19 protein-coding genes are annotated in these 18,920 nt (G+C 43.9%); 9 read left to right on the top strand and 10 right to left on the bottom strand.

The features are described 5' to 3' along the window. Positions 1-49: 49 nt before the first annotated feature. Positions 50-1,279, bottom strand: coding sequence for a peptidase T (pepT, locus tag R7127_RS02165; RefSeq protein ID WP_033906377.1), 1,230 nt, complete (start codon positions 1,277-1,279; stop codon positions 50-52). 170 nt (positions 1,280-1,449) lie between these two features. Beyond that, the gene (locus tag R7127_RS02170; RefSeq protein ID WP_182038386.1) at positions 1,450-2,313 is read right to left on the bottom strand and encodes a DUF6279 family lipoprotein; all 864 of its coding nucleotides are present in this window, start codon (positions 2,311-2,313) and stop codon (positions 1,450-1,452) included. 261 nt (positions 2,314-2,574) lie between these two features. On the opposite strand from R7127_RS02170, the gene R7127_RS02175 reads away from it, so the two are divergent. Then, the gene (locus R7127_RS02175) at positions 2,575-2,748 is read left to right on the top strand and encodes a hypothetical protein (RefSeq protein WP_005373524.1); all 174 of its coding nucleotides are present in this window, start codon (positions 2,575-2,577) and stop codon (positions 2,746-2,748) included. 90 nt (positions 2,749-2,838) lie between these two features. Here the strand turns inward: R7127_RS02175 and R7127_RS02180 are convergent, their stop codons facing one another. Both R7127_RS02180 and narQ read right to left on the bottom strand, forming a co-directional pair. Beyond that, positions 2,839-3,453, bottom strand: coding sequence for a response regulator (locus tag R7127_RS02180; RefSeq protein ID WP_031777156.1), 615 nt, complete (start codon positions 3,451-3,453; stop codon positions 2,839-2,841). Positions 3,454-3,457: 4 nt separating this feature from the next. After that, a complete protein-coding gene (gene narQ, locus R7127_RS02185) occupies positions 3,458-5,194 on the bottom strand; it encodes a nitrate/nitrite two-component system sensor histidine kinase NarQ (protein WP_025767926.1) in 1,737 nt (578 codons plus the stop codon). A gap of 247 nt (positions 5,195-5,441) precedes the next feature. Between narQ and napF the strand changes: the two genes are divergently transcribed. From napF to R7127_RS02215, 6 genes are all read left to right on the top strand, one after another. After that, entirely contained in the window at positions 5,442-5,927 is a 486-nt protein-coding gene (gene napF / locus R7127_RS02190; RefSeq protein ID WP_082240183.1) for a ferredoxin-type protein NapF, read from the top strand. A gap of 47 nt (positions 5,928-5,974) precedes the next feature. Then, the gene (locus tag R7127_RS02195) at positions 5,975-6,283 is read left to right on the top strand and encodes a chaperone NapD (RefSeq protein ID WP_005373535.1); all 309 of its coding nucleotides are present in this window, start codon (positions 5,975-5,977) and stop codon (positions 6,281-6,283) included. Next, entirely contained in the window at positions 6,280-8,769 is a 2,490-nt protein-coding gene (gene napA / locus R7127_RS02200) for a periplasmic nitrate reductase subunit alpha (protein WP_005389060.1), read from the top strand. The genes R7127_RS02195 and napA overlap by 4 nt, the downstream gene beginning before the upstream one ends. Positions 8,770-8,847: 78 nt before the next feature. After that, entirely contained in the window at positions 8,848-9,303 is a 456-nt protein-coding gene (locus tag R7127_RS02205) for a nitrate reductase cytochrome c-type subunit (protein ID WP_005389061.1), read from the top strand. Positions 9,304-9,331: 28 nt separating this feature from the next. Continuing rightward, the gene (locus tag R7127_RS02210) at positions 9,332-9,910 is read left to right on the top strand and encodes a NapC/NirT family cytochrome c (RefSeq protein ID WP_005373542.1); all 579 of its coding nucleotides are present in this window, start codon (positions 9,332-9,334) and stop codon (positions 9,908-9,910) included. Between the two features lie 11 nt (positions 9,911-9,921). Further along, positions 9,922-10,056 (top strand): TIGR02808 family protein, encoded by a 135-nt coding sequence (locus R7127_RS02215; protein ID WP_005373546.1) that lies wholly within the window; start codon positions 9,922-9,924, stop codon positions 10,054-10,056. 170 nt (positions 10,057-10,226) lie between these two features. On the opposite strand, the gene phaC is transcribed toward R7127_RS02215, so the two are convergent. The 4 genes from phaC to R7127_RS02235 form a co-directional block, all read right to left on the bottom strand. Next, a complete protein-coding gene (gene phaC / locus R7127_RS02220; protein WP_054574707.1) occupies positions 10,227-12,002 on the bottom strand; it encodes a class I poly(R)-hydroxyalkanoic acid synthase in 1,776 nt (591 codons plus the stop codon). A gap of 66 nt (positions 12,003-12,068) precedes the next feature. Then, complete coding sequence (locus R7127_RS02225) at positions 12,069-12,416, bottom strand: phasin family protein (protein ID WP_005373550.1); 348 nt, start codon at positions 12,414-12,416, stop codon at positions 12,069-12,071. Positions 12,417-12,460: 44 nt separating this feature from the next. Next, on the bottom strand, positions 12,461-13,669 hold the full coding sequence (locus R7127_RS02230) for an acetyl-CoA C-acetyltransferase (protein WP_170897050.1): 1,209 nt from the start codon (positions 13,667-13,669) through the stop codon (positions 12,461-12,463). Between the two features lie 12 nt (positions 13,670-13,681). Then, a complete protein-coding gene (locus R7127_RS02235; RefSeq protein ID WP_005373555.1) occupies positions 13,682-14,422 on the bottom strand; it encodes an SDR family oxidoreductase in 741 nt (246 codons plus the stop codon). Between the two features lie 739 nt (positions 14,423-15,161). Between R7127_RS02235 and R7127_RS02240 the strand changes: the two genes are divergently transcribed. Together R7127_RS02240 and R7127_RS02245 are read left to right on the top strand one after the other, a co-directional pair. Beyond that, the gene (locus R7127_RS02240) at positions 15,162-15,782 is read left to right on the top strand and encodes a LysE family translocator (protein WP_021035942.1); all 621 of its coding nucleotides are present in this window, start codon (positions 15,162-15,164) and stop codon (positions 15,780-15,782) included. A 15-nt stretch (positions 15,783-15,797) separates the two neighbouring features. Continuing rightward, positions 15,798-16,064 carry a hypothetical protein gene (locus tag R7127_RS02245; protein ID WP_017635186.1) on the top strand — a complete coding sequence of 89 codons (267 nt, stop codon included), beginning with the start codon at positions 15,798-15,800 and terminating at the stop codon, positions 16,062-16,064. 58 nt (positions 16,065-16,122) lie between these two features. Here R7127_RS02245 and secF read toward each other — a convergent pair whose 3' ends face one another. Further along, a complete protein-coding gene (secF, locus tag R7127_RS02250; protein ID WP_054577769.1) occupies positions 16,123-17,025 on the bottom strand; it encodes a protein translocase subunit SecF in 903 nt (300 codons plus the stop codon). Positions 17,026-17,027: 2 nt separating this feature from the next. Further along, the gene (secD, locus tag R7127_RS02255; RefSeq protein ID WP_053349261.1) at positions 17,028-18,866 is read right to left on the bottom strand and encodes a protein translocase subunit SecD; all 1,839 of its coding nucleotides are present in this window, start codon (positions 18,864-18,866) and stop codon (positions 17,028-17,030) included. Between the last annotated feature and the right edge of the window lie 54 nt (positions 18,867-18,920).

Genomic DNA, 18,920 nt, shown 5'->3' on the forward strand with positions numbered 1-18,920 from the left:
ATCTGGGCTATTTTGTTATTAAATCTGCAAGAGGTCTCGACGTAGTCTTTTAACTGTGTTTTTTCGCTGTAAGCTCAGCAATTTTGACGATAACGAGTACTGATTTTTCCATCATTTCAACAGAAATAAACTCATGAATTCCGTGGAAGTTAAAACCGCCGGTGAAGATATTCGGGCACGGCAAACCCATAAAAGATAAACGAGCACCATCTGTACCACCACGAATAGGTTTTATAATCGGTTCCACATCACACGCTTCCATCGCTTGCTTTGCCAGCTCAATGATATGAGGGTAAGGCTCAACCATTTCTCTCATATTGTAATAGCTGTCTTTTATTTTTAGCTCTACAGAACCATGGCGTAAACCCGTGTTCATTTCATCGACGAGTTTCTGCATAAAGGCTTTTCGATCCTCAAGTCTTTGACGGTCAAAGTCTCTAATAATGTAACCTAGCTCGCTTCGTGCAACGCCCATTTCTGCCGATTTTAGATGGAAGAACCCTTCGTAACCTTCGGTTGTTTCCGGAGTTTGATCTTGGGGCATTTGAACTTGAAATTTCGCAGCCAAGTTCATCGCATTGACCATTTTGCCTTTTGCAGTACCTGGATGAACGCTAACACCATGAAAAATTACATCAGCGTTTGCTGCATTAAAGTTTTCGTATTCCAACTCACCTTGCGGGCCACCATCTATAGTGTATGCCCATTTCGCGCCAAATTTTTTAACATTAAACAAATCTGCACCACGACCGATTTCTTCATCCGGAGTAAAACCGATACAAATGTCGCCGTGTGGAATGTCTGGGTTTTCCAGTAGCAGAGCTACCGCGGAAAGAATCTCTGCGATACCGGCTTTGTTATCCGCGCCAAGTAATGTAGTGCCATCGGTAGTAATAAGATTGTGGCCATGTAGGTGATGTAAATCGGGGTATTGCACGGGAGATAACACTTCATCCCCCAACCCTAATGCAATATCGCCACCTTGGTAATCTTCGATGAATTGCGGCTTTACGTTTTTGCCAGATGCATCCGGCGCGGTATCCATATGGGCAATGAAGCCGATAGGAGGAACCTCATAGTCAATATTGGCTGGCAGTTTAGCCATCAAATAGCCATTTTTATCCAAAGTCACGTCACTTAAACCAAGCTCGATCATCTCTTTTTTAAGTAACTCAGCAAACACAAGCTGACCAGGTGAACTTGGGCAAAGCGTCACATGTGGATTGGATTGGGTATCAAACGTGACGTATCGAAGAAATCTTTCAACTAAATGTTTCATATTTATTCTCATTGTTTTGTACGATGAGGCCTTATCACGCATTGATAAGCTGACGTTGCCTCATCAAACCTCACGCTATGTTACGCTCTTAGTTCAATAAGAATTTGCTTTGAATCATTTTTTGATAAGAAAGGCTTTTGCGCTTTGCTTTCGCTCATTGAAGCATGAATTTAATCTAAAAGTTCCTCTGCCAGTACTCGCCACTCTTTAACCTTTTCACGAAAATGACGCCATTGCTTATCGGTCATCGAACGAGAAACATCTAATGTCAGTTGATCAACCAATGCAAAGTTAGAGTCAATATTCAGAGAAAGCTGCTCACTATAATAACTCTCTGGCTCGAACAAGAGTCGCATAAATATATCTTGATAAGTCACAACATTAGATTTGTTGTCGAACAAGTATTCGAGCTCTTGATATACCGTGGCTCGATAATCTCTCCATAAAGGGCTGTTTAAAATAACTTGCTGAGAAAATGTTTGAGCTAATTGACGCTGATTTCCTGATAGATTCCCTAGCCATTCTTCCATCCACTCTTCAGTGTTATCCAGAATAATTTCACGCACTTCGTCTTCTGTCTTATCGGCATATTTTGCGTTTCGCTCTTGATAGTGTTCTTGTACATTACTCAAAAACTCGCGTTCTTGCTCTTTCGTTAATTGCAAACTTAACGCAAAAAGATCTGGTGCTGCTTTGCTGACCACTCTATCGTAATGCGATCGCATTCTATCTCGATTTTTTTGTAAGTAATTTAAGGTGATATCGCTCGCTTTTAATCTCTCAAGGTCTTTTAAATGTTCGATATATAATGGTAACTCCTCTTTCTTGTGCCAGTCTGCCAACAGTAATAAGCGCTCTTCCACTAGGACTTCTTGTTCCCCTTGCAACGAGATATAGTCCTCTAAGTAATCGAGCACGAACCAATCGATATTGCTGTATAAAAACTTTTTCGCACAACCGGCAAGCAGAAATACGAAACAAAATAGAAGGCCATAACGAAGCGCCTTATTAGATACATCCTTTAATTTAGTCACTTATTCGTATTCCCTTTTCTGTTGATTAAGTTCTATACTCAACCTGTATCACTTAGTATTGCGGCAAACTTACACCAGTGTGACAAATATTGATTGCCACCTTAATAATATATAGAGTTTGAAATTAACTTTTTGATCACAGCTATCCGCAAAAAAGTGAGTTAGAGCGCAATTATCGGCTAAAAAACGTACCGAACGACGCTCCCTATAACGGCATATAATTTGCATGGATGTTTTTTGGATGGTTTATGGAGGCGAAGTATGGCAGCCGCTGAGCAACTTGATACCAGTGTAGAATATGAGATTCGATATTTTGAACAGGGGAAAATGCACTGCATGAGAGTCATTGCTGAAAGCAAAAAAGTGGCTTATCAGTACTATTTGGAGTGTGGTAAGCACAACAGTGACTTGTACTCTATTCGCCCAGACAAGTAAAAAAACCGCCTAACAGGCGGTTTTTTTATTCGTCAGAATCAATATAACTGGTTGATTTTATTTATTATTACAGATTCAAATCCAACAATGTTATTTGATGTCGCCAAAGCGCTCAAGATAAAGGACGGTTGCTGCAGTACGAGAAGGAACTTGTAGCTTTTTAAGTAAACTCTTCATATGTACTTTAACCGTAGACTCAGAGATAAAAAGACGATCGGCAATTTGCTTGTTGCGGAAACCTCTTGCCACCTCTCTTAAGATCTGCGATTCACGATCGGTCAGTGTATCAAACACGTCCTCTTGCTCTGAACGTTCACTCAAATACTTAGAAACTTCTTGGCTGTATGCCTTGTCCCCTTGGTGCGCTTGTTTTAGCAACTCAACCAACTCATCGGGCTCAGTGTCTTTCAATAAATAGCCATCGGCACCACTTCGAACTATTGCTTCTATATCTGCTGGGCTATCCGAAACGGTTAGAATGACAATTCTGGCTTCACAGCCATCTGCACGCAGTGCTTGCAAAGTATCAAGGCCAGACATGCCTTTCATATTAAGATCAAGAAGTACAAGATCCAGTTCCAGCTCATGCGCTTTCGCTACTGCATCCGCGCCATTACTTGCTTCTGCAATGACCTCAAACTCAGGCTCAAAGCTTAAAAGCTGGTGGATACCTCTTCGCATGAGTGGATGATCATCCACCAGCATTACTTTACACACTGTCACTGTTTACTTCCTTACTATGTTGGAATTCTAATTTTACGGTACAACCTTTGTTTATCGATGCTTCGATGTGAAGATCGGCATGCAGTCTAGCGGCCCGCTCTTGCATGATACTCATACCGTAATGATTTAATTTTTCGTCTTGATGTTCAAAGCCTATTCCATCGTCGCTAACGGTTACTGTGACTTTTCCATCATTATCGAGACATTGAATGTGAATATTATCTGCTTGCGCATGTTTGATAGCATTAATTGCCGCTTCTCTTATCAACTGTAGTAAATGAACCTGCTGATGTGCATCCAGTTCAGTTGATGAAAGTCTATTTTTTAGCGTAATGTCCGCAGCAGTTTGTTCACTGAGCGTTTCAACCATGTCTTGCAATGCTTGGCCAAAACTGCCCTCTTTAATCGTAAGACGAAACGTCGTCAGTAACTCGCGTAACTGCGTATAAGCGGCAGATAAGCCCGTATCTAGCTCGGCAATAACTTGATTAGCCTGCGCGATCGCCTTTTCGTCAGGCAAGTTCTTTACGCTTCTCTTCAACAAAGCGACCTGAATTTTTAAGTAAGAGAGTGCTTGAGCCAATGAATCATGCAACTCCCGAGCAATAGTGGCTCGCTCTTCCATCAGCAGAATTTGTTCTGCTTGGCGCTGCGCCCGATTGTAATACACGGCGCGTGATAAAATCTGCACGAAGTTGTCAATAAGAGCCTCGTTCGGACAAGGTAACCCTGCTTTCCAATATAAATAGCCCAAGTGCTCGCCATCTAGCATCAGGGCTTTACCGTGGCAATCTTCATCACAATCTTGGCAGCATTCTTCTCCTTCCATCAATATCCAGCTCGGTTCTCCCAGCTGCTCGATTTCAAGTTTGACCGCTTTAATGCCCTCAAGACTGACGATATGCTGCAAAATCGCCTGGAAATTGTCTTGATTAATACGCGACGCCGTGAGTTCTTTTGACGAGTCATACAGCACCTCTAAAGACTGGTTGGCATGCTGCAATTTACGTGTTTTCTCATCAACCGCTTGTTCTAATCCTCGGTACAACTTACCAAGGTCTGTCGCCATCCGGTTAAAGGTTCGAGTCAGTATTCCCATTTCATTGTCGCTAGATACATTGAGCGATATATTGAATGAGCGATTTTTAATTTGCTCGCTAGCAAAAACTAAGGCACGCAGAGGCCGAACAACTTCGAGGCGCACAAAATGAACGACAAACATACTGACACAAAGGATGCCACCCAACCCTAACCCGCCGATCCAGGCTAAGTTAATCAGTTTTTGCTCCGAAAAGCTTTGCAGCTTAAATACAAACTCATCGATTTGTTCAACAAAACCGGCCACTAGGAGTTGATATTCTGCCGGGTTGTCTCCTCTCAGCACCGCCTTGAGTTCATGCCATCTGATAATAAGACGGTAGTAATCGTGAGTGATGTCTTCAGGCACAGACCAATGCTGAAGCGCTTTCATTGAAGGTGAATATATCGAATGTTCAAATGCGTCAATATGTGAAGAATAGTCAACAGATTTAACCTGAATATCATTCGCCAGACGGTAGCTTTGCATTCGCATCGAGCCAGCAACATTGACGGCTTCAGCATCGTTCAAACTGGACGCTAACGTAAAAATCGCAAAACCAGTCGTAGCGACTGAGAGCAGCAAAATAAGAAGCATCGCGGACGCAATCGTGCGCGTCACTGACTTTTTCACATTTTTAAACAATCTGAGTTCCTCGCCCATTAACAATCCTATTTGTACGTGCAATGAACCCATTACCTTTCAACTTTATCAATATGTGATCACCTGCGACGGAATTTATTGATCCAAAACAATATTGCATACCATTTACCCCCTAAGAGGTATTTATACAAATATGTCAAAAACTACAATTTCGTTAGTTTAAATGACAGTTTATTAATGAAAATTGTGGACTATGCTTAGTTTGGGTTCCAAGTTTCGAGGTGACTAAGTGGTAGACCTTTCCAGAAGAAGACTCTTTGCAAGAAAAGCGCACCCCGACAACGCCGTACGTTTGCCTTGGTTAACTAAACCGCAACAGTTTACGGACGATTGCACTCGCTGCGGTAAATGCATTGAGGCCTGTGAAACAAAGATTATAACCAAAAGTGATGGCGGATTCCCCTCGGTCGATTTTTCCATCGATGAATGCACATTTTGCTATCAATGTGCAAACGCCTGTCCTGAGCCCCTTTTCTTGCCAAAAACAGAACAACCTTGGCAAGCAAAAGCAAGTATCAACGATAACTGCTTAGCAAAACAAAATGTCGAATGCCGAAGCTGTGGGGATATGTGCGACCCGATGGCAATTCAGTTCAAATTAGAACTGGGGAAAGTAGCACAACCCAATTTAGACCTTGATGAGTGTAACGGCTGCGGCGCCTGTGTTTCAGTGTGCCCGACTTCATCCATCAATGTGAGCAATATAACAGCCTAAGCCGAATGTCGTCGGCCAAAGGCAATAAAAATAAATGAGAGAGCTATATGTCACTAAATGAAGTGCATATTTCAAGTTTGGTAGTACATGTGCTGCCGGAACATTTGGACGAAATCAAACAAAAGATAGAAGCACACGAAAATGCGGAAATCTATGGTGACAGTCCTGAAGGCAAGATTATCGTCGTACTTGAAACTGAGAACCAAGGTTTCATCACAGACACTATCGATGCCATTAACAATTTACCGAACGTCTTAAGCACGGTATTGGTTTATCACCAAATCGAAACTGGGCTTGAAGAAACGGATGAAGAAGACACTGGAACACAACATTCCCAAATCGAGGGTGAAGTATGAAAATGACAAGACGTGCGTTTGTGAAAGCAAACGCGGCTGCATCAGCTGCTGCTGTCGCAGGTGTGACACTACCAGCATCTGCAGCCAACCTGATTGCAAGCTCTGATCAAACCAAAATCACATGGGACAAAGCACCTTGTCGTTTCTGTGGTACAGGCTGTTCTGTTCTTGTTGGCACTCAAAACGGCAAAGTGGTAGCAACACAGGGTGACCCAGAAGCACCAGTAAACAAAGGTCTGAACTGCATCAAAGGTTACTTCCTTTCTAAGATCATGTACGGTCAAGACCGTCTAACTCAACCGATGCTACGAATGAAAGATGGCAAATTCCACAAAGATGGTGAATTTACACCTATCTCTTGGGATGACGCTTTCGACATCATGGCTGAGAAATGGAAAGCTTCCCTCGAGAAAAAAGGCCCAACAAGCGTAGGTATGTTTGGCTCAGGCCAATGGACAGTAATGGAAGGCTACGCTGCGTCAAAGTTAATGAAAGCAGGCTTCCGATCAAACAACATTGATCCAAACGCTCGTCACTGTATGGCTTCTGCCGTTGTAGGTTTCATGCGCGCATTCGGTATCGATGAGCCAATGGGTTGTTACGATGACTTTGAGAACGCAGACGCTTTCGTTCTTTGGGGCTCAAACATGGCAGAGATGCACCCGGTTCTATGGACTCGCATTACTGACCGCCGCCTAAGCCACCCTCACGTTAAAGTGAACGTGCTTTCTACTTACTACCATCGTTCATTTGAGTTGGCAGACCACGGCTACATTTTCAATCCTCAGTCTGACCTTGCAATTGCTAACTTCATCGCAAACTACATCATCGAAAACGATGCAGTAAACTGGGACTTCGTGAACAAACACACGAACTTCACTCAAGCAGACACTGACATCGGCTACGGTCTACGTGACGATGATCCGCTACAAAAAGCAGCGAAGAACCCGAACTCTGGCAAACTCACTTCTATCTCATTCGAAGAGTACAAGAAATCAGTAGCGCCATACACAGTAGAGAAAGCATCTGAAATCTCTGGTGTTGAGAAAGAGAAGCTTATCGAGCTTGCGAAGCAATACGCGGATCCAAACACGAAAGTGATGTCTCTATGGACGATGGGTATGAACCAGCATACTCGTGGTGTATGGATGAATAACTTGGTTTACAACATCCACCTACTAACCGGTAAGATCTCGACTCCGGGGAACAGCCCATTCTCACTAACGGGCCAACCATCAGCATGTGGTACCGCTCGTGAGGTTGGTACGTTTGCTCACCGCCTACCAGCGGACATGGTGGTTGCTAACCCTAAACACCGTAAGATTGCAGAAGACATCTGGAAACTGCCAGAAGGTACGATTCCACCAAAACCTGGCTTCCACGCCGTATTGCAAGACCGTATGCTGAATGACGGCGTTCTGAACTGTTACTGGGTTCAATGTAACAACAACATGCAAGCCGGTCCAAACATCAACACAGAGCGTCTTCCAGGTTACCGCAACCCAGAAAACTTCATCGTTGTGTCTGACCCATACCCGACAGCAACAGCACAAGCAGCAGACCTTATTCTTCCTACCGCAATGTGGATTGAAAAAGAAGGTGCTTACGGTAACGCAGAGCGTCGTACCCAAGCTTGGTACCAACAAGTGGGCACAGTCGGTCAAGCAAAATCCGACCTTTGGCAGCTAATGGAGTTCTCGAAACGCTTCAAAATGGAAGAAGTGTGGCCTGAAGAGCTTCTAGCGAAAGCGCCTCAATACCGTGGTAAAACAATGTACGACGTACTTTACCGCAATGGTAACGTCGACAAATTCCCTATCGAAGAAGCTCGTGAACTGAATGACGATGCTCACCACTTCGGTTTCTATGTTCAAAAAGGTCTGTTTGAGGAATACGCAACATTTGGCCGTGGTCACGGGCATGATTTGGCTCCATACGACCGCTACCACCAAGTACGTGGTCTACGTTGGCCTGTTGTTGATGGTAAAGAAACACAGTGGCGCTTTAAAGAAGGTTCAGACCCATACGCGAAAGAAGGTTCTGGTTGGGACTTCTACGGCAATGCTGACGGCAAAGCGAAGATCATTTCCGCGCCATACGAAGCGCCACCAGAAGTACCGAACGATGAATTTGATATGTGGTTATGTACTGGTCGTGTTCTTGAACATTGGCACACAGGCACCATGACTCGTCGTGTACCTGAATTATACAAAGCAGTACCAGACGCAGTGTGTTACATGCACCCAGAAGACGCAAAAGCACGCAATGTTCGTCGTGGTGAAGAAGTACTCATGGCAAACAAACGCGGTGAAGTACGCGTTCGTGTTGAAACTCGCGGTCGTAACCGTCCGCCAAAAGGCTTGGTATTCGTACCGTTCTTTGATGCACGTATTTTGATTAACAAGCTTATCCTAGATGCGACTGATCCACTGTCTAAACAGACAGACTTTAAGAAGTGCCCAGTCAAAATCACTAAGATTGCTTAACCTTCAGATACTGAATGCTACGGCCGTCATTATGGCGGCCTAATAAAGAATTTAAGCCATAAAGGCGGAGATGAAATGATGAAAAAATTACTTGTCGCAGTTTTATCTGTAGGTGCGTTAGTGACAGGCATTGCGCAAGCTGAGTTGGATAATCCAGGTGGTATTGGAGGTCTAGAATCTTTACGTGGAATGTCTCAATTGGAAGATACGCGTCCAGCAGACGAGTTCAAAGACTTCCCTAAAGATCAAATTGTTGAAGACAGCTATGTTTATCAACCACCGTTGATCCCACACAGCATTCGTCACTACGAAATTTCGTTAAATGCTAACAAGTGTCTTGCATGCCATAGCTGGAAAAATGCAAAAGAGTCAGGTGCGACTAAAATTAGCGTAACGCACTATGTAAACAGAGAAGATGCGGTACTGGCAGATATGTCTCCTCGTCGTTACTTCTGTTTGCAATGTCACGTTCCACAAACGGATGCAAAACCACTAGTGGAAAACGAGTTTAAGGCAGTCGATTCGCTTCAGTAATTGAAACGCGAGTACTAAGAGGTTACTTATGAAAATACTTAAAGCGTTTTGGAAGAGACTGTCGAGCCCGAGTAAAGCTGCCGCTGGTGTGGTTTTATTTCTAGGCTTCGCTGGTGGCCTTCTATTTTGGGGCGCATTCAACACAGGTATGGAAGCAACCAACACAGAAGAATTCTGTTCTGGCTGTCACGCGCCGATCGTTGCTGAAATTCAAGAAACAATTCACTACTCCAACCGATCTGGTGTTCGTGCGATTTGTTCAGACTGTCACGTTCCTCATGAATGGACGGATAAGATCGTTCGTAAAGTACAGGCATCTAAAGAGCTATTTGCACACTTCGTAACGAAGACGATCGATACGCCAGAGAAGTTCCAAGAGCGTCGTGGACACCTCGCAGAGCGAGAGTGGGCACGTATGAAAAAGAATGACTCTCTTGAATGTCGTAACTGTCATGAGTTTGATTTCATGGATTACTCTCAGCAAGGATCACGTGCGGCAGAACAGCACTCCACCGCTCTAGCTTCAGGCGAGAAAACATGTGTAGACTGTCACAAAGGTATTGCGCACAAACTACCCGACATGAGCGGCGTTGAAGGCTGGCACTAAGGAGACTTACCATGAGTACATTAGAATCTGTAATTTGGCATATCCTTGGCTACAGTGCTATGCCAGTGATTATTCTTTCCGGCTTTGTGGCGGTAGCAGCAATCTCTCTCTGGCTGCTGTCATTTGGTAAGGATAAAGAGGTGTAACGTAACGCATCTCTACTCGTCAACTAGCCTATTTGTTGACACTTAGCGCCGAGCAAATGCTCGGCGCTTTTTATTTATTACTCAATGGTACTTGCCAACAATAAACAAGCAATCATACATAAAAAAAGCGACCATAAAGGCCGCTAAGATTTACTGCTATAGGGAGTTGTTTAAGATTCTTTCACTGGCAGAACCTGTTTGACGTATTGTCCTGGCGCTTCATCAATAACCGGATGGTTTTCTGAGCCAATAGGGAAAGGCTCAACTTGCTCTTTAGGGTTGAATTGGAGTAACCACTCGTTCCAGTGTGTCCACCACGATCCCTCTTTGTGTTCCGCGTTATTCAACCACTCATCAGCAGAGTCATCCAAATTATCGTTCAACCAATAACCATACTTATTTCTAGCTGGAGGGTTCACGATGCCCGCAATATGACCAGACTCACCGAGGACAAACGTTTTGTTACCACCCGTGTTCAGCGCACCACGGTAAGTTCCCTGCCATAACGCAATGTGGTCTTCTTTCGTTGACACAAAATAGCTAGGAATTTTGATCTTATTTAGATCAATCCATACTCCACCAATTTTGACGCCTTTATCTTGCACCAGCTTGTTCTCTAAATAGAGCTCGCGAAGCAAGAAATTGTGAGATGCAGCGCTGACGTTGGTGCTATCGCTATTCCAGTACAACAAGTCGAAATCAACCGGACTGTTACCCTTCAAGTAATTGTCGACGTAGTAGTTCCAGTACAAGCTGTTTTCACGCAGTAAACTAAACGTCACGCTTAAGGAACGGCCGTCCATATACCCTTTTGCGTTATTTTGCGCTTCAATTGCACTAACAATGGTGTCATTGATATACGCGCCGACTTCACCTGGTTGAGAGAAGTCGAGCAACGTGGTGAAGAAAGTGGCAGACTTAATGCGCTTCTTCATACGTTTTGCAGCGTAGTAGGCAACCGTGCTTGCTAAAACAGTACCACCGATACAATAACCAGCAGCATTGATTTGCTCTTGTCCTGTTATATCTTCAATTGCAGCGACGGCTTTCACTACGCCTTCTGTCACGTAGTCACCAAACTCTATGTGCGCTTGTGCCTTGCCTGGATTGCGCCAAGACATCATAAATACACTATGCCCCTGCTCTAACAACCATCGAACCATTGAGTTCTTTGCTGTTAAATCAAGGATGTAGTATTTATTGATGAAAGGTGGGACGATGAGCAGCGGCGTCGCATTCACTTTCTCTGTTAGAGGTCGATATTGAATCAACTCAAACAATTCGTTTTGAAAAACCACATTGCCCTGTGTCGTCGCAACGTCATCGCCCACGCGGAATGCATTGTTATTCGTCATACGAATTTTTAAAATGTCTGCGCTCGACTCAACGTCTTCTTTCAACTGCTCTAAGCCTGCCAGTAAGTTTTGACCGTTTTGCTCAAGTGTCAGCTTCAAAAGCTCTGGGTTAGTGGCGATGAAGTTGGAAGGAGAAAGGGCGTTAATGGCTTGGCGAGAGAAAAAAATAATACGTTCTTTCGTCTTTTCATCTAAGCCTTCCAAAGACTCGATGGTGTCCAGATAGGTCTTACTAAATAAAAGGTAGGATTGTTTGATGAAGCTATACATGGCTTCATTTTGCCACGCTTCGTTTGAGAAACGCTTATCCCCTTTTTCAGCTTCGACGATTTGTGCTTGGTTCCCTGCCAATGCAACATTCTGCCAAATTTGCAGCTGCTGTTCCCACCACTGTGCTTGCAGCTTTAAAATCGCAGCAGGCTGATTCGCAGCTTGTTCGAACAGTTTGGCAGTATCCTCAAAGTTCACTTCTTGCATGGCCTTGTTTAAAGGAGAGTTCACGACTGCCTTGTTCACTTCGAAATCATGCCACCACTGATGATTGGTTTCCTGAAGCTTCACAAGATAGTCCGAAAAGAAGTGTTGAAACATAGTCTTACTCCTATATTCGGAAAAAACAACGCCGCCCAAATCTAGGGGCGGCGAGAATCGGACAAATTACGCTGGAGTAACAGTCTTTAGATTTTCCGAAGTCATTTTCTCAACGTCTTCTTTGAACTCTTTTGCAATCGCTTGAAGCTTGTTGCTGTCATCCATCATTTGTTGAGAAAGTTTAGTAAGTACGCTTAGTTGCTGACTGTTGAAAGCAGTCAATGACGTTACGTCTTTGATTTCTGTCGCTGCTTTCATCTGGTTTAGACCCACTTCACTGTATGTGCGAATGGCGTTCAATTGAAGCTCGGTCAACACTTCTACGTTTTTTGTCACTAGCTTGTTGAACTTCAAGTAAGGTTCTAGATTTTTTTCAGTTTGATCGCTAAATGTTTTGAAGAAATCTGTGTACATGGTTTGTCTCCTAGAGAAAGAATTAAAAATGTCCGTTTAAATAATTACTTAACTGTCTTTACAACCACAGCCGTGCCCATGCCGCCGCCCACACAAAGTGAAGCAACGCCATATTGACCATTTTGCTTATGAAGCTCGTGAACCAGCGTGACTAAGATTCGGTTGCCAGAAGCACCAAGCGGGTGTCCTAGCGCGATAGCACCACCGTTAAAGTTCGCTTTGTCTTGAATCGCGTTAACTGGAACTTGGTTTGTTTCCGCCAACTGATGAATCACGCCAAGTGCTTGCGCTGCAAATGCTTCGTTTAACTCGTAAACGTCGATGTCGTGTACACTGAGTTCCGCTTTTGCGAGTGCTTTATTGACCGACTCAACAGGACCTAGGCCCATGATCTTCGGATCAAGACCCGATTGCGCGTAGCTTACGATCTCAGCAAGCGGCGTTAATCCATGCGCTTTAACTGCGCTTTCAGACGCCACGATAATCGCACTCGCGCCATCGTTAATACCTGATGCATTACCCGCAGTCACAGTGCCTTCGCGGTCAAAAGCAGGACGTAGCTTGCTTAAGGCTTCCATTGTCGCGTTCGCTTTTGGGTATTCATCCGTATCAAACATCACGGTTTCACGGCGTTGCTTTACTTCCACTGGCACAATTTCGTCTTGAAATTTGCCAGCTTCGATAGCGGCTACCGCTTTCTGTTGGCTAGACAGCGCGTATTCGTCTTGCTGCTGGCGAGTTAAGCCGATTTGTTTTGCTACGTTTTCTGCCGTCACACCCATGTGATATTGGTTGTAAACATCGGTTAAACCGTCCGCTACGAGCAGATCTTTTAGCTCCAGATTGCCCATTTTGTTGCCATCACGAATGCTGCTTGGTGCGGCAAACGGAATCTGAGACATGACTTCAACACCCGCTGCAACAACGATCTCAGCATCGCCACTACGGATATGGGACACGGCATCCATGACCGTTTTCATGCCACTACCGCAAACCATGTTTACGCCATATGCAGGAACAGATTCAGGAATCCCCGCAAACAGTGCCGCTTGGCGGCCAACACCCATTCCTTGACCTGCACCAACAACGTTGCCAACAATCACTTCGTCAACCTTGTCGCCAGGCAACTTTGCCGCTTCCAACGCGCCTTTAATCGCTACTGCTGCCAGATCGCCAGCAGAAGTATTTTTCAGGCTGCCACCAAAAGCACCAATTGGAGTACGCTTCGCCGCTACGATAAATACTTTTTCCATCATCTTCTCTCCTTAGTGCATGTATAGGCCGCCGTTCACCGACAAAGTCTCTCCGGTGATGTAGGCGCCCGCATCGCTGACCAAGAAGCTCACTGATGCTGCAATTTCCTCTGGTGTCGCAAGACGTTTCATTGGAATTTGGTTCGTAATGGATTCCAGCACTTCTGGCTTCATTTGCTCAACCATTGGCGTACCCGTGTAACCCGGAGCGATAACATTAACTGTCACACCCGAGCGAGCACCTTCGTATGCTAAGGCTTTAGAGAAACCGATCATCCCAGCTTTCGCCGCCGAGTAGTTTGCTTGACCAAACTGCCCTTTAAGACCATTGACTGAAGAGATATTGATGACACGACCACCGCCTTTTTCGCACATTGCAGCGAAGAGGGGTTGCGTAACGTTGAATAAACTATTGAGGTTGGTATTGATGACATCATTCCAAGCTTGCGCAGTCATCTTTTTAAACACGCCATCACGTGTGATTCCTGCGTTGTTGACAACAACATCAATGGTTCCCTCCTCCCCAAGCAATTGCGCCAATTTCTCTGCACACTCTGTCGTGTTTGTTACATCCAACTCAAAAAGGCGAACCTGATCTTTGGTAAACCCTTTGCTGTTGAACCACTCCAGCGCACATTCGTAGTTACCTGTGAAATAAGTAGCGATTACACGGTAACCGTCATTGACTAATTGAGAGGAAATAGCAGAACCAATTCCGCCTTTTGATCCAGTGATCAAAGCGACTTTCTTCATTGAAGACTCCATTCTTAACGGCATTTAAAAAGCAAACTTAATACACTGATGAAATAGTTCACCAACTGACGTGTTTATTTATTCTTTTGACAACCAATCCCGTGCTGCCTTTATTTTAAGTTAACCTAGAAATATTACATTTCAAATAAAAAACTCACCCAATTGCATAAGATTGATTTAGATCTCATTACCCGTGAAATGTTATAAAATGGTTAATTTTACATAAGTCATTGTTTTAAATCACACTTCCACAAAAGCCACACCAACAGAAATAGAAACATAATTATTAAATATCATGAGCTTACATACAGAATGGTAGACGTTACATTATGTCATGATTTAAGATCTGAATTTTAAGCCTATATGATTACAACAAACTTGAGATTAGAATAATAATTCAATTATCGGTAAAAATAATTATCAAACATATCATTTAATTACTGCATTTAATGATAATTTAGTTATCAATTAGATTATTTTAATACAGTGATGATTAATACCGATAAAATATAATAAATTAAACATATTTAATCTAAACATGATATAAGAGCTTGTCTCATACTGGTGCAATACGCACTATTATGACGCATAGATTAAAATATAATTTCATTTTAAATTTATATACTCGAAGAACATCAACTAGCTACTAGTGAAAGTAATCGTTCGCTTTGTAGTAGCATCCTTTTCCACTTTGCACTATCTTTGTGGCTTCTCTTTAATCACTAAATCATCAACAGATATGAATCTTGCATTGCTCAGTATGTTCATCCCTACTTTCTTTTTTGTCTCAATCACGCCTGGTATGTGCATGACTCTCGCCCTAACGTTAGGTATGAGTATCGGTTATCGTCGCACGTTATGGATGATGATAGGAGAACTTCTCGGTGTTGCGCTGGTGTCAGTCTCTGCGGTGTTAGGTATCGCTGCGATTATGCTCAATTATCCTTGGATGTTTATCGCGTTAAAGTTCATTGGTGGCGGTTATTTACTCTATCTTGGTGTTGAAATGTGGCGATCGCGAGGGAAACTTGCGATTAATGTCGACAACTTAGAAACACCAAAGAGTGACAATATCGCACTGATCATGCAAGGCTTCGTTACTGCAATCGCAAACCCAAAAGGCTGGGCATTTATGATTTCTCTTTTACCGCCTTTTATAGACCAAAACGCAGCACTTGCACCGCAACTGATCATACTTGTCTCTATTATTTTACTGTTTGAGTTCATTTGCATGTCTCTGTACGCTACTGGTGGTAAAGGGTTGAAACACGTATTAGGTCAGTCTAAGAATGTACGCCTAATGAACCGTATCGCAGGCACTTTAATGATGGGAGTTGGTGTTTGGTTGCTACTAAGCTAAGGCAAACTGGAAACAATGAAAAATATTCTGAATAAAATCGCTAAAGTCATGGGTGAAGTATTGGACTTTCAAGCCCGAGTTTGGGTTGTGAACGTCTATAGCGGTGAGCATAAAGGCGAGTCTTATGTCGTTAATGAAGATGCTTTCTCTGTACCTCTTCAGTGGATGAAGAAGAAAGGCTACCAAGAGTCGATGTTGAATAAAGTCGAAGCAATGAAGCGCTCACAAGTCTTAGAGTTCGATTTGGGACTTGTGAAACATCGCTTGATGCGCGTGAAATAAGCACAAAAAAGCGCCACTCAAGATGAGTGGCGCAAGCACTTTTACCTTAAAAATAATGCTACGGCGCAGCGTCGATCTCAACTGGAAGATAATGTTTCGGCTCCAGTTTCAACCACTCCGGCAGAACAGTACCAATCGAAATCGAAGACCATGTACCCGACAGAACGCCAATAAACATGGCGGTTGAGAAACCAGCCAAAGGCGCTCCTCCCATAATCCATAATGCACCAACAGTGATCAATGTCGTACCAGATGTCACCATGGTGCGTGAAAACGTCGCGATAACAGCTTGATCATTGATGTCTTCTGTTTTCCAACTCTGTTTCGCAATCAACAGCTCACGGATTCGGTCTGCAATGATGATAGAGTCATTCAATGAGTAACCTAAAATTGCTAACACCGCTGCAAAAACGGTTAAGTTGAACTCCATTTGAGTAACTGCAAAAAAACCAAGCACTAAGATCACATCATGGGCCAAAGCAAACAGTGAACCACTGGCCAAACGCCACTCAAAACGGAAACACAAGTAACCGAGAATACTCAACACACAAATCAACAATGCTAAGCCACCTTGTTCAAACAAGTCTTGGCCAACTTGAGCGCCAACTATACTGTTGCTGACAACATCAACTTGGTGAGAGATTGGCTTCAACACCTCTTCTACACTTGGCAACGTTTGTCCATCTTCCGGCGCAGAGTAACGAATCACCCAACGGCCATCTTCACCAGAGCGTGTCACTGACGCAGATTCACCAAGCTTTGGTTGCAGAACGTCAAGCAGATCATGGTTAGTTAGCTGCTTATCTACCTTTACTTCTGTCACCATACCGCCAGTGAAGTCCAAACCTAGGTTCAACCCTTTAAAGCCTAGAGCGACGATCGCGATCACCGTTAAAATGATGGAAACTAGCGTAGTAAAGTAGCGAATTTTACGAATATTTTGTTTTAGCATTTCGACCATGATTAAACCCTCACATCACGACGGGCATCGCGGCCCCAAATTAAATTGATCATTGCTCGAGAGGCAAATACGCCTGTAAACATACTGGTTAACAAACCTAATCCGAGTGTTAAGGCAAAGCCTTGGATTGGGCCATTACCGATGGCGTACAAAATCACGGCGGTGATCATGGTAGTAATGTTGGCATCAAGGATGGTCGAGAATGCGCTGTCAAAGCCAAGATCAATCGCTTGAGCGAAGCTGCGGCCTTCACGCATTTTGTCCTTAATACGTTCAAAGATAATAACGTTGGTGTCTACTGCCATACCGACGGTTAACACTAAACCGGCAATACCCGGAAGCGTTAGAACCGCTCCTGGTAACAAGGCGATTAAGCCAAGCAAACAAAGCATGTTGGCACAAAGCGCCACGTTTGCTACCCAACCTAAGCGGCGGTACCAAAGTGCCATAAAGGTCAGTGTTAGTCCCATACCTAAAGCCAGTGCTGCAAAACCGTTTTCAATGTTTTCTGCCCCCAGAGAAGCACCGATTGTTCGCTCTTCCACAATAGTAACCGGCGCGGTCAGTGACCCCGCGCGAAGCAATAGCGCCAACTGCTGCGCATCGTCCATGCTACCTGCCCCAGTAATACGGAACTGGCTACCAAGCTGAGATTGAATAGTCGCGACGCTGATAACGCGCTCACTACGCTCAGTTACACCGCGATCGTTTGTTTTGTATTCACGGTAAACGGTCGCCATTGGCTTGCCGATGTGAGTTGCTGAGAAGTCACTCATTTTCTTACCACCAGCGTGGTCAAGAGAAATATTGACTTCTGACATGCCCATTTTGTCGACACCAGCACGAGCGTTCACGATGTGCTCGCCCGTTAGAACTGGTCGTTTTGACAAAATCACAGTACGACCATCATTATCTTGAAGAACAAGATCTTGGCTGCTGTGTGCTTGGCTCGCATCTTTCACTTCATAAAACGCCAAGCTTGCTGTTGCACCAATAACGTTTTTCGCTTGAGCAGGATCTTGTACACCAGGGAGTTCAATTCGAATGCTCTCTTTACCTTGGCGTTGCACTAGTGCTTCTGTGATACCAAGTTCTTCAATACGACCACGCATGATCTTCAGGTTTTGTTGAAGAGTCGACGATTGAAATTCTTGGATATTTTGTTCACTCGGTTCAAGCACAAAGCCACGAGATGAACTTTTTGAAATCCAGCCCGGGTAGTTTTGACGCAAGAACTTGTTCACTTCCGACAATGCTTGCTCGCTGTCACTGTTTACCGTAATTCGGTTGCCGCTCTCTGCTCGAACTTGCACACCACGAACACGTTGATCACGTAGGTTCGCTTTGATTTCATCAATCAACGCATCACGTTGTTCTTCAAACGCTTTATTCACATCAACATTCAACAAGAACTGAACGCCACCACGAAGGTCAAGACCGAGCTTTATTGGGCTAAAGCCCATCTCATTTAACCATTCTGGCGCAACCGATACGTATGAGAAAGTGATGCTGTCGTCTTTATTTAGCTCTTTGTTTAACAACGCACGAGCTTTACTTTGCGCATCTTCACCATCGAATACAATGGTTGTTTTGCCGTCTTTTTCGATGATTTTGTCGGCTGAAATATGGTTGGTTTTTAGCAGTTGATTCAGATGAACAACCGACATTTCGCTGTTGTTTTGATCCGCAAACGTCAACTGGATAGAAGGCTGTTCACCAAACCAAGTTGGTATAGCACTTAGGGTTAAAATAATGACTGTCGTGATTAATACGACATATTTCCAAGCTGAGTAGTGATTCATCAGCTTTCTGTTCTTTTGCTGCTTTGGTGTTTTTTTCATGTAAACATCATCCCTTCACAATGAAGTGAAGCTTTTAATAACAAGGCTTAACAC

Origin of the sequence: Vibrio sp. 1159 (assembly GCF_033340395.1) — a bacterium.
In the GTDB taxonomy this organism is placed as follows: domain Bacteria; phylum Pseudomonadota; class Gammaproteobacteria; order Enterobacterales; family Vibrionaceae; genus Vibrio; species Vibrio alginolyticus.

Excerpts from the sequence above, each read along its gene's own strand:
- pepT (WP_033906377.1), bottom strand. The coding sequence starts at position 1,279 with ATGAAACATTTAGTTGAAAGATTTCTTCGATACGTCACGTTTGATACC.
- R7127_RS02175 (WP_005373524.1), top strand. The coding sequence starts at position 2,575 with ATGGCAGCCGCTGAGCAACTTGATACCAGTGTAGAATATGAGATTCGA.
- R7127_RS02180 (WP_031777156.1), bottom strand. The coding sequence starts at position 3,453 with ATGCTGGTGGATGATCATCCACTCATGCGAAGAGGTATCCACCAGCTT.
- R7127_RS02195 (WP_005373535.1), top strand. The coding sequence starts at position 5,975 with ATGTCACTAAATGAAGTGCATATTTCAAGTTTGGTAGTACATGTGCTG.
- napA (WP_005389060.1), top strand. The coding sequence starts at position 6,280 with ATGAAAATGACAAGACGTGCGTTTGTGAAAGCAAACGCGGCTGCATCA.
- R7127_RS02205 (WP_005389061.1), top strand. The coding sequence starts at position 8,848 with ATGAAAAAATTACTTGTCGCAGTTTTATCTGTAGGTGCGTTAGTGACA.
- R7127_RS02210 (WP_005373542.1), top strand. The coding sequence starts at position 9,332 with ATGAAAATACTTAAAGCGTTTTGGAAGAGACTGTCGAGCCCGAGTAAA.
- R7127_RS02215 (WP_005373546.1), top strand. The coding sequence starts at position 9,922 with ATGAGTACATTAGAATCTGTAATTTGGCATATCCTTGGCTACAGTGCT.
- phaC (WP_054574707.1), bottom strand. The coding sequence starts at position 12,002 with ATGTTTCAACACTTCTTTTCGGACTATCTTGTGAAGCTTCAGGAAACC.
- R7127_RS02225 (WP_005373550.1), bottom strand. The coding sequence starts at position 12,416 with ATGTACACAGATTTCTTCAAAACATTTAGCGATCAAACTGAAAAAAAT.
- R7127_RS02230 (WP_170897050.1), bottom strand. The coding sequence starts at position 13,669 with ATGGAAAAAGTATTTATCGTAGCGGCGAAGCGTACTCCAATTGGTGCT.
- R7127_RS02235 (WP_005373555.1), bottom strand. The coding sequence starts at position 14,422 with ATGAAGAAAGTCGCTTTGATCACTGGATCAAAAGGCGGAATTGGTTCT.
- R7127_RS02240 (WP_021035942.1), top strand. The coding sequence starts at position 15,162 with ATGAATCTTGCATTGCTCAGTATGTTCATCCCTACTTTCTTTTTTGTC.
- R7127_RS02245 (WP_017635186.1), top strand. The coding sequence starts at position 15,798 with ATGAAAAATATTCTGAATAAAATCGCTAAAGTCATGGGTGAAGTATTG.
- secF (WP_054577769.1), bottom strand. The coding sequence starts at position 17,025 with ATGGTCGAAATGCTAAAACAAAATATTCGTAAAATTCGCTACTTTACT.
- secD (WP_053349261.1), bottom strand. The coding sequence starts at position 18,866 with ATGAAAAAAACACCAAAGCAGCAAAAGAACAGAAAGCTGATGAATCAC.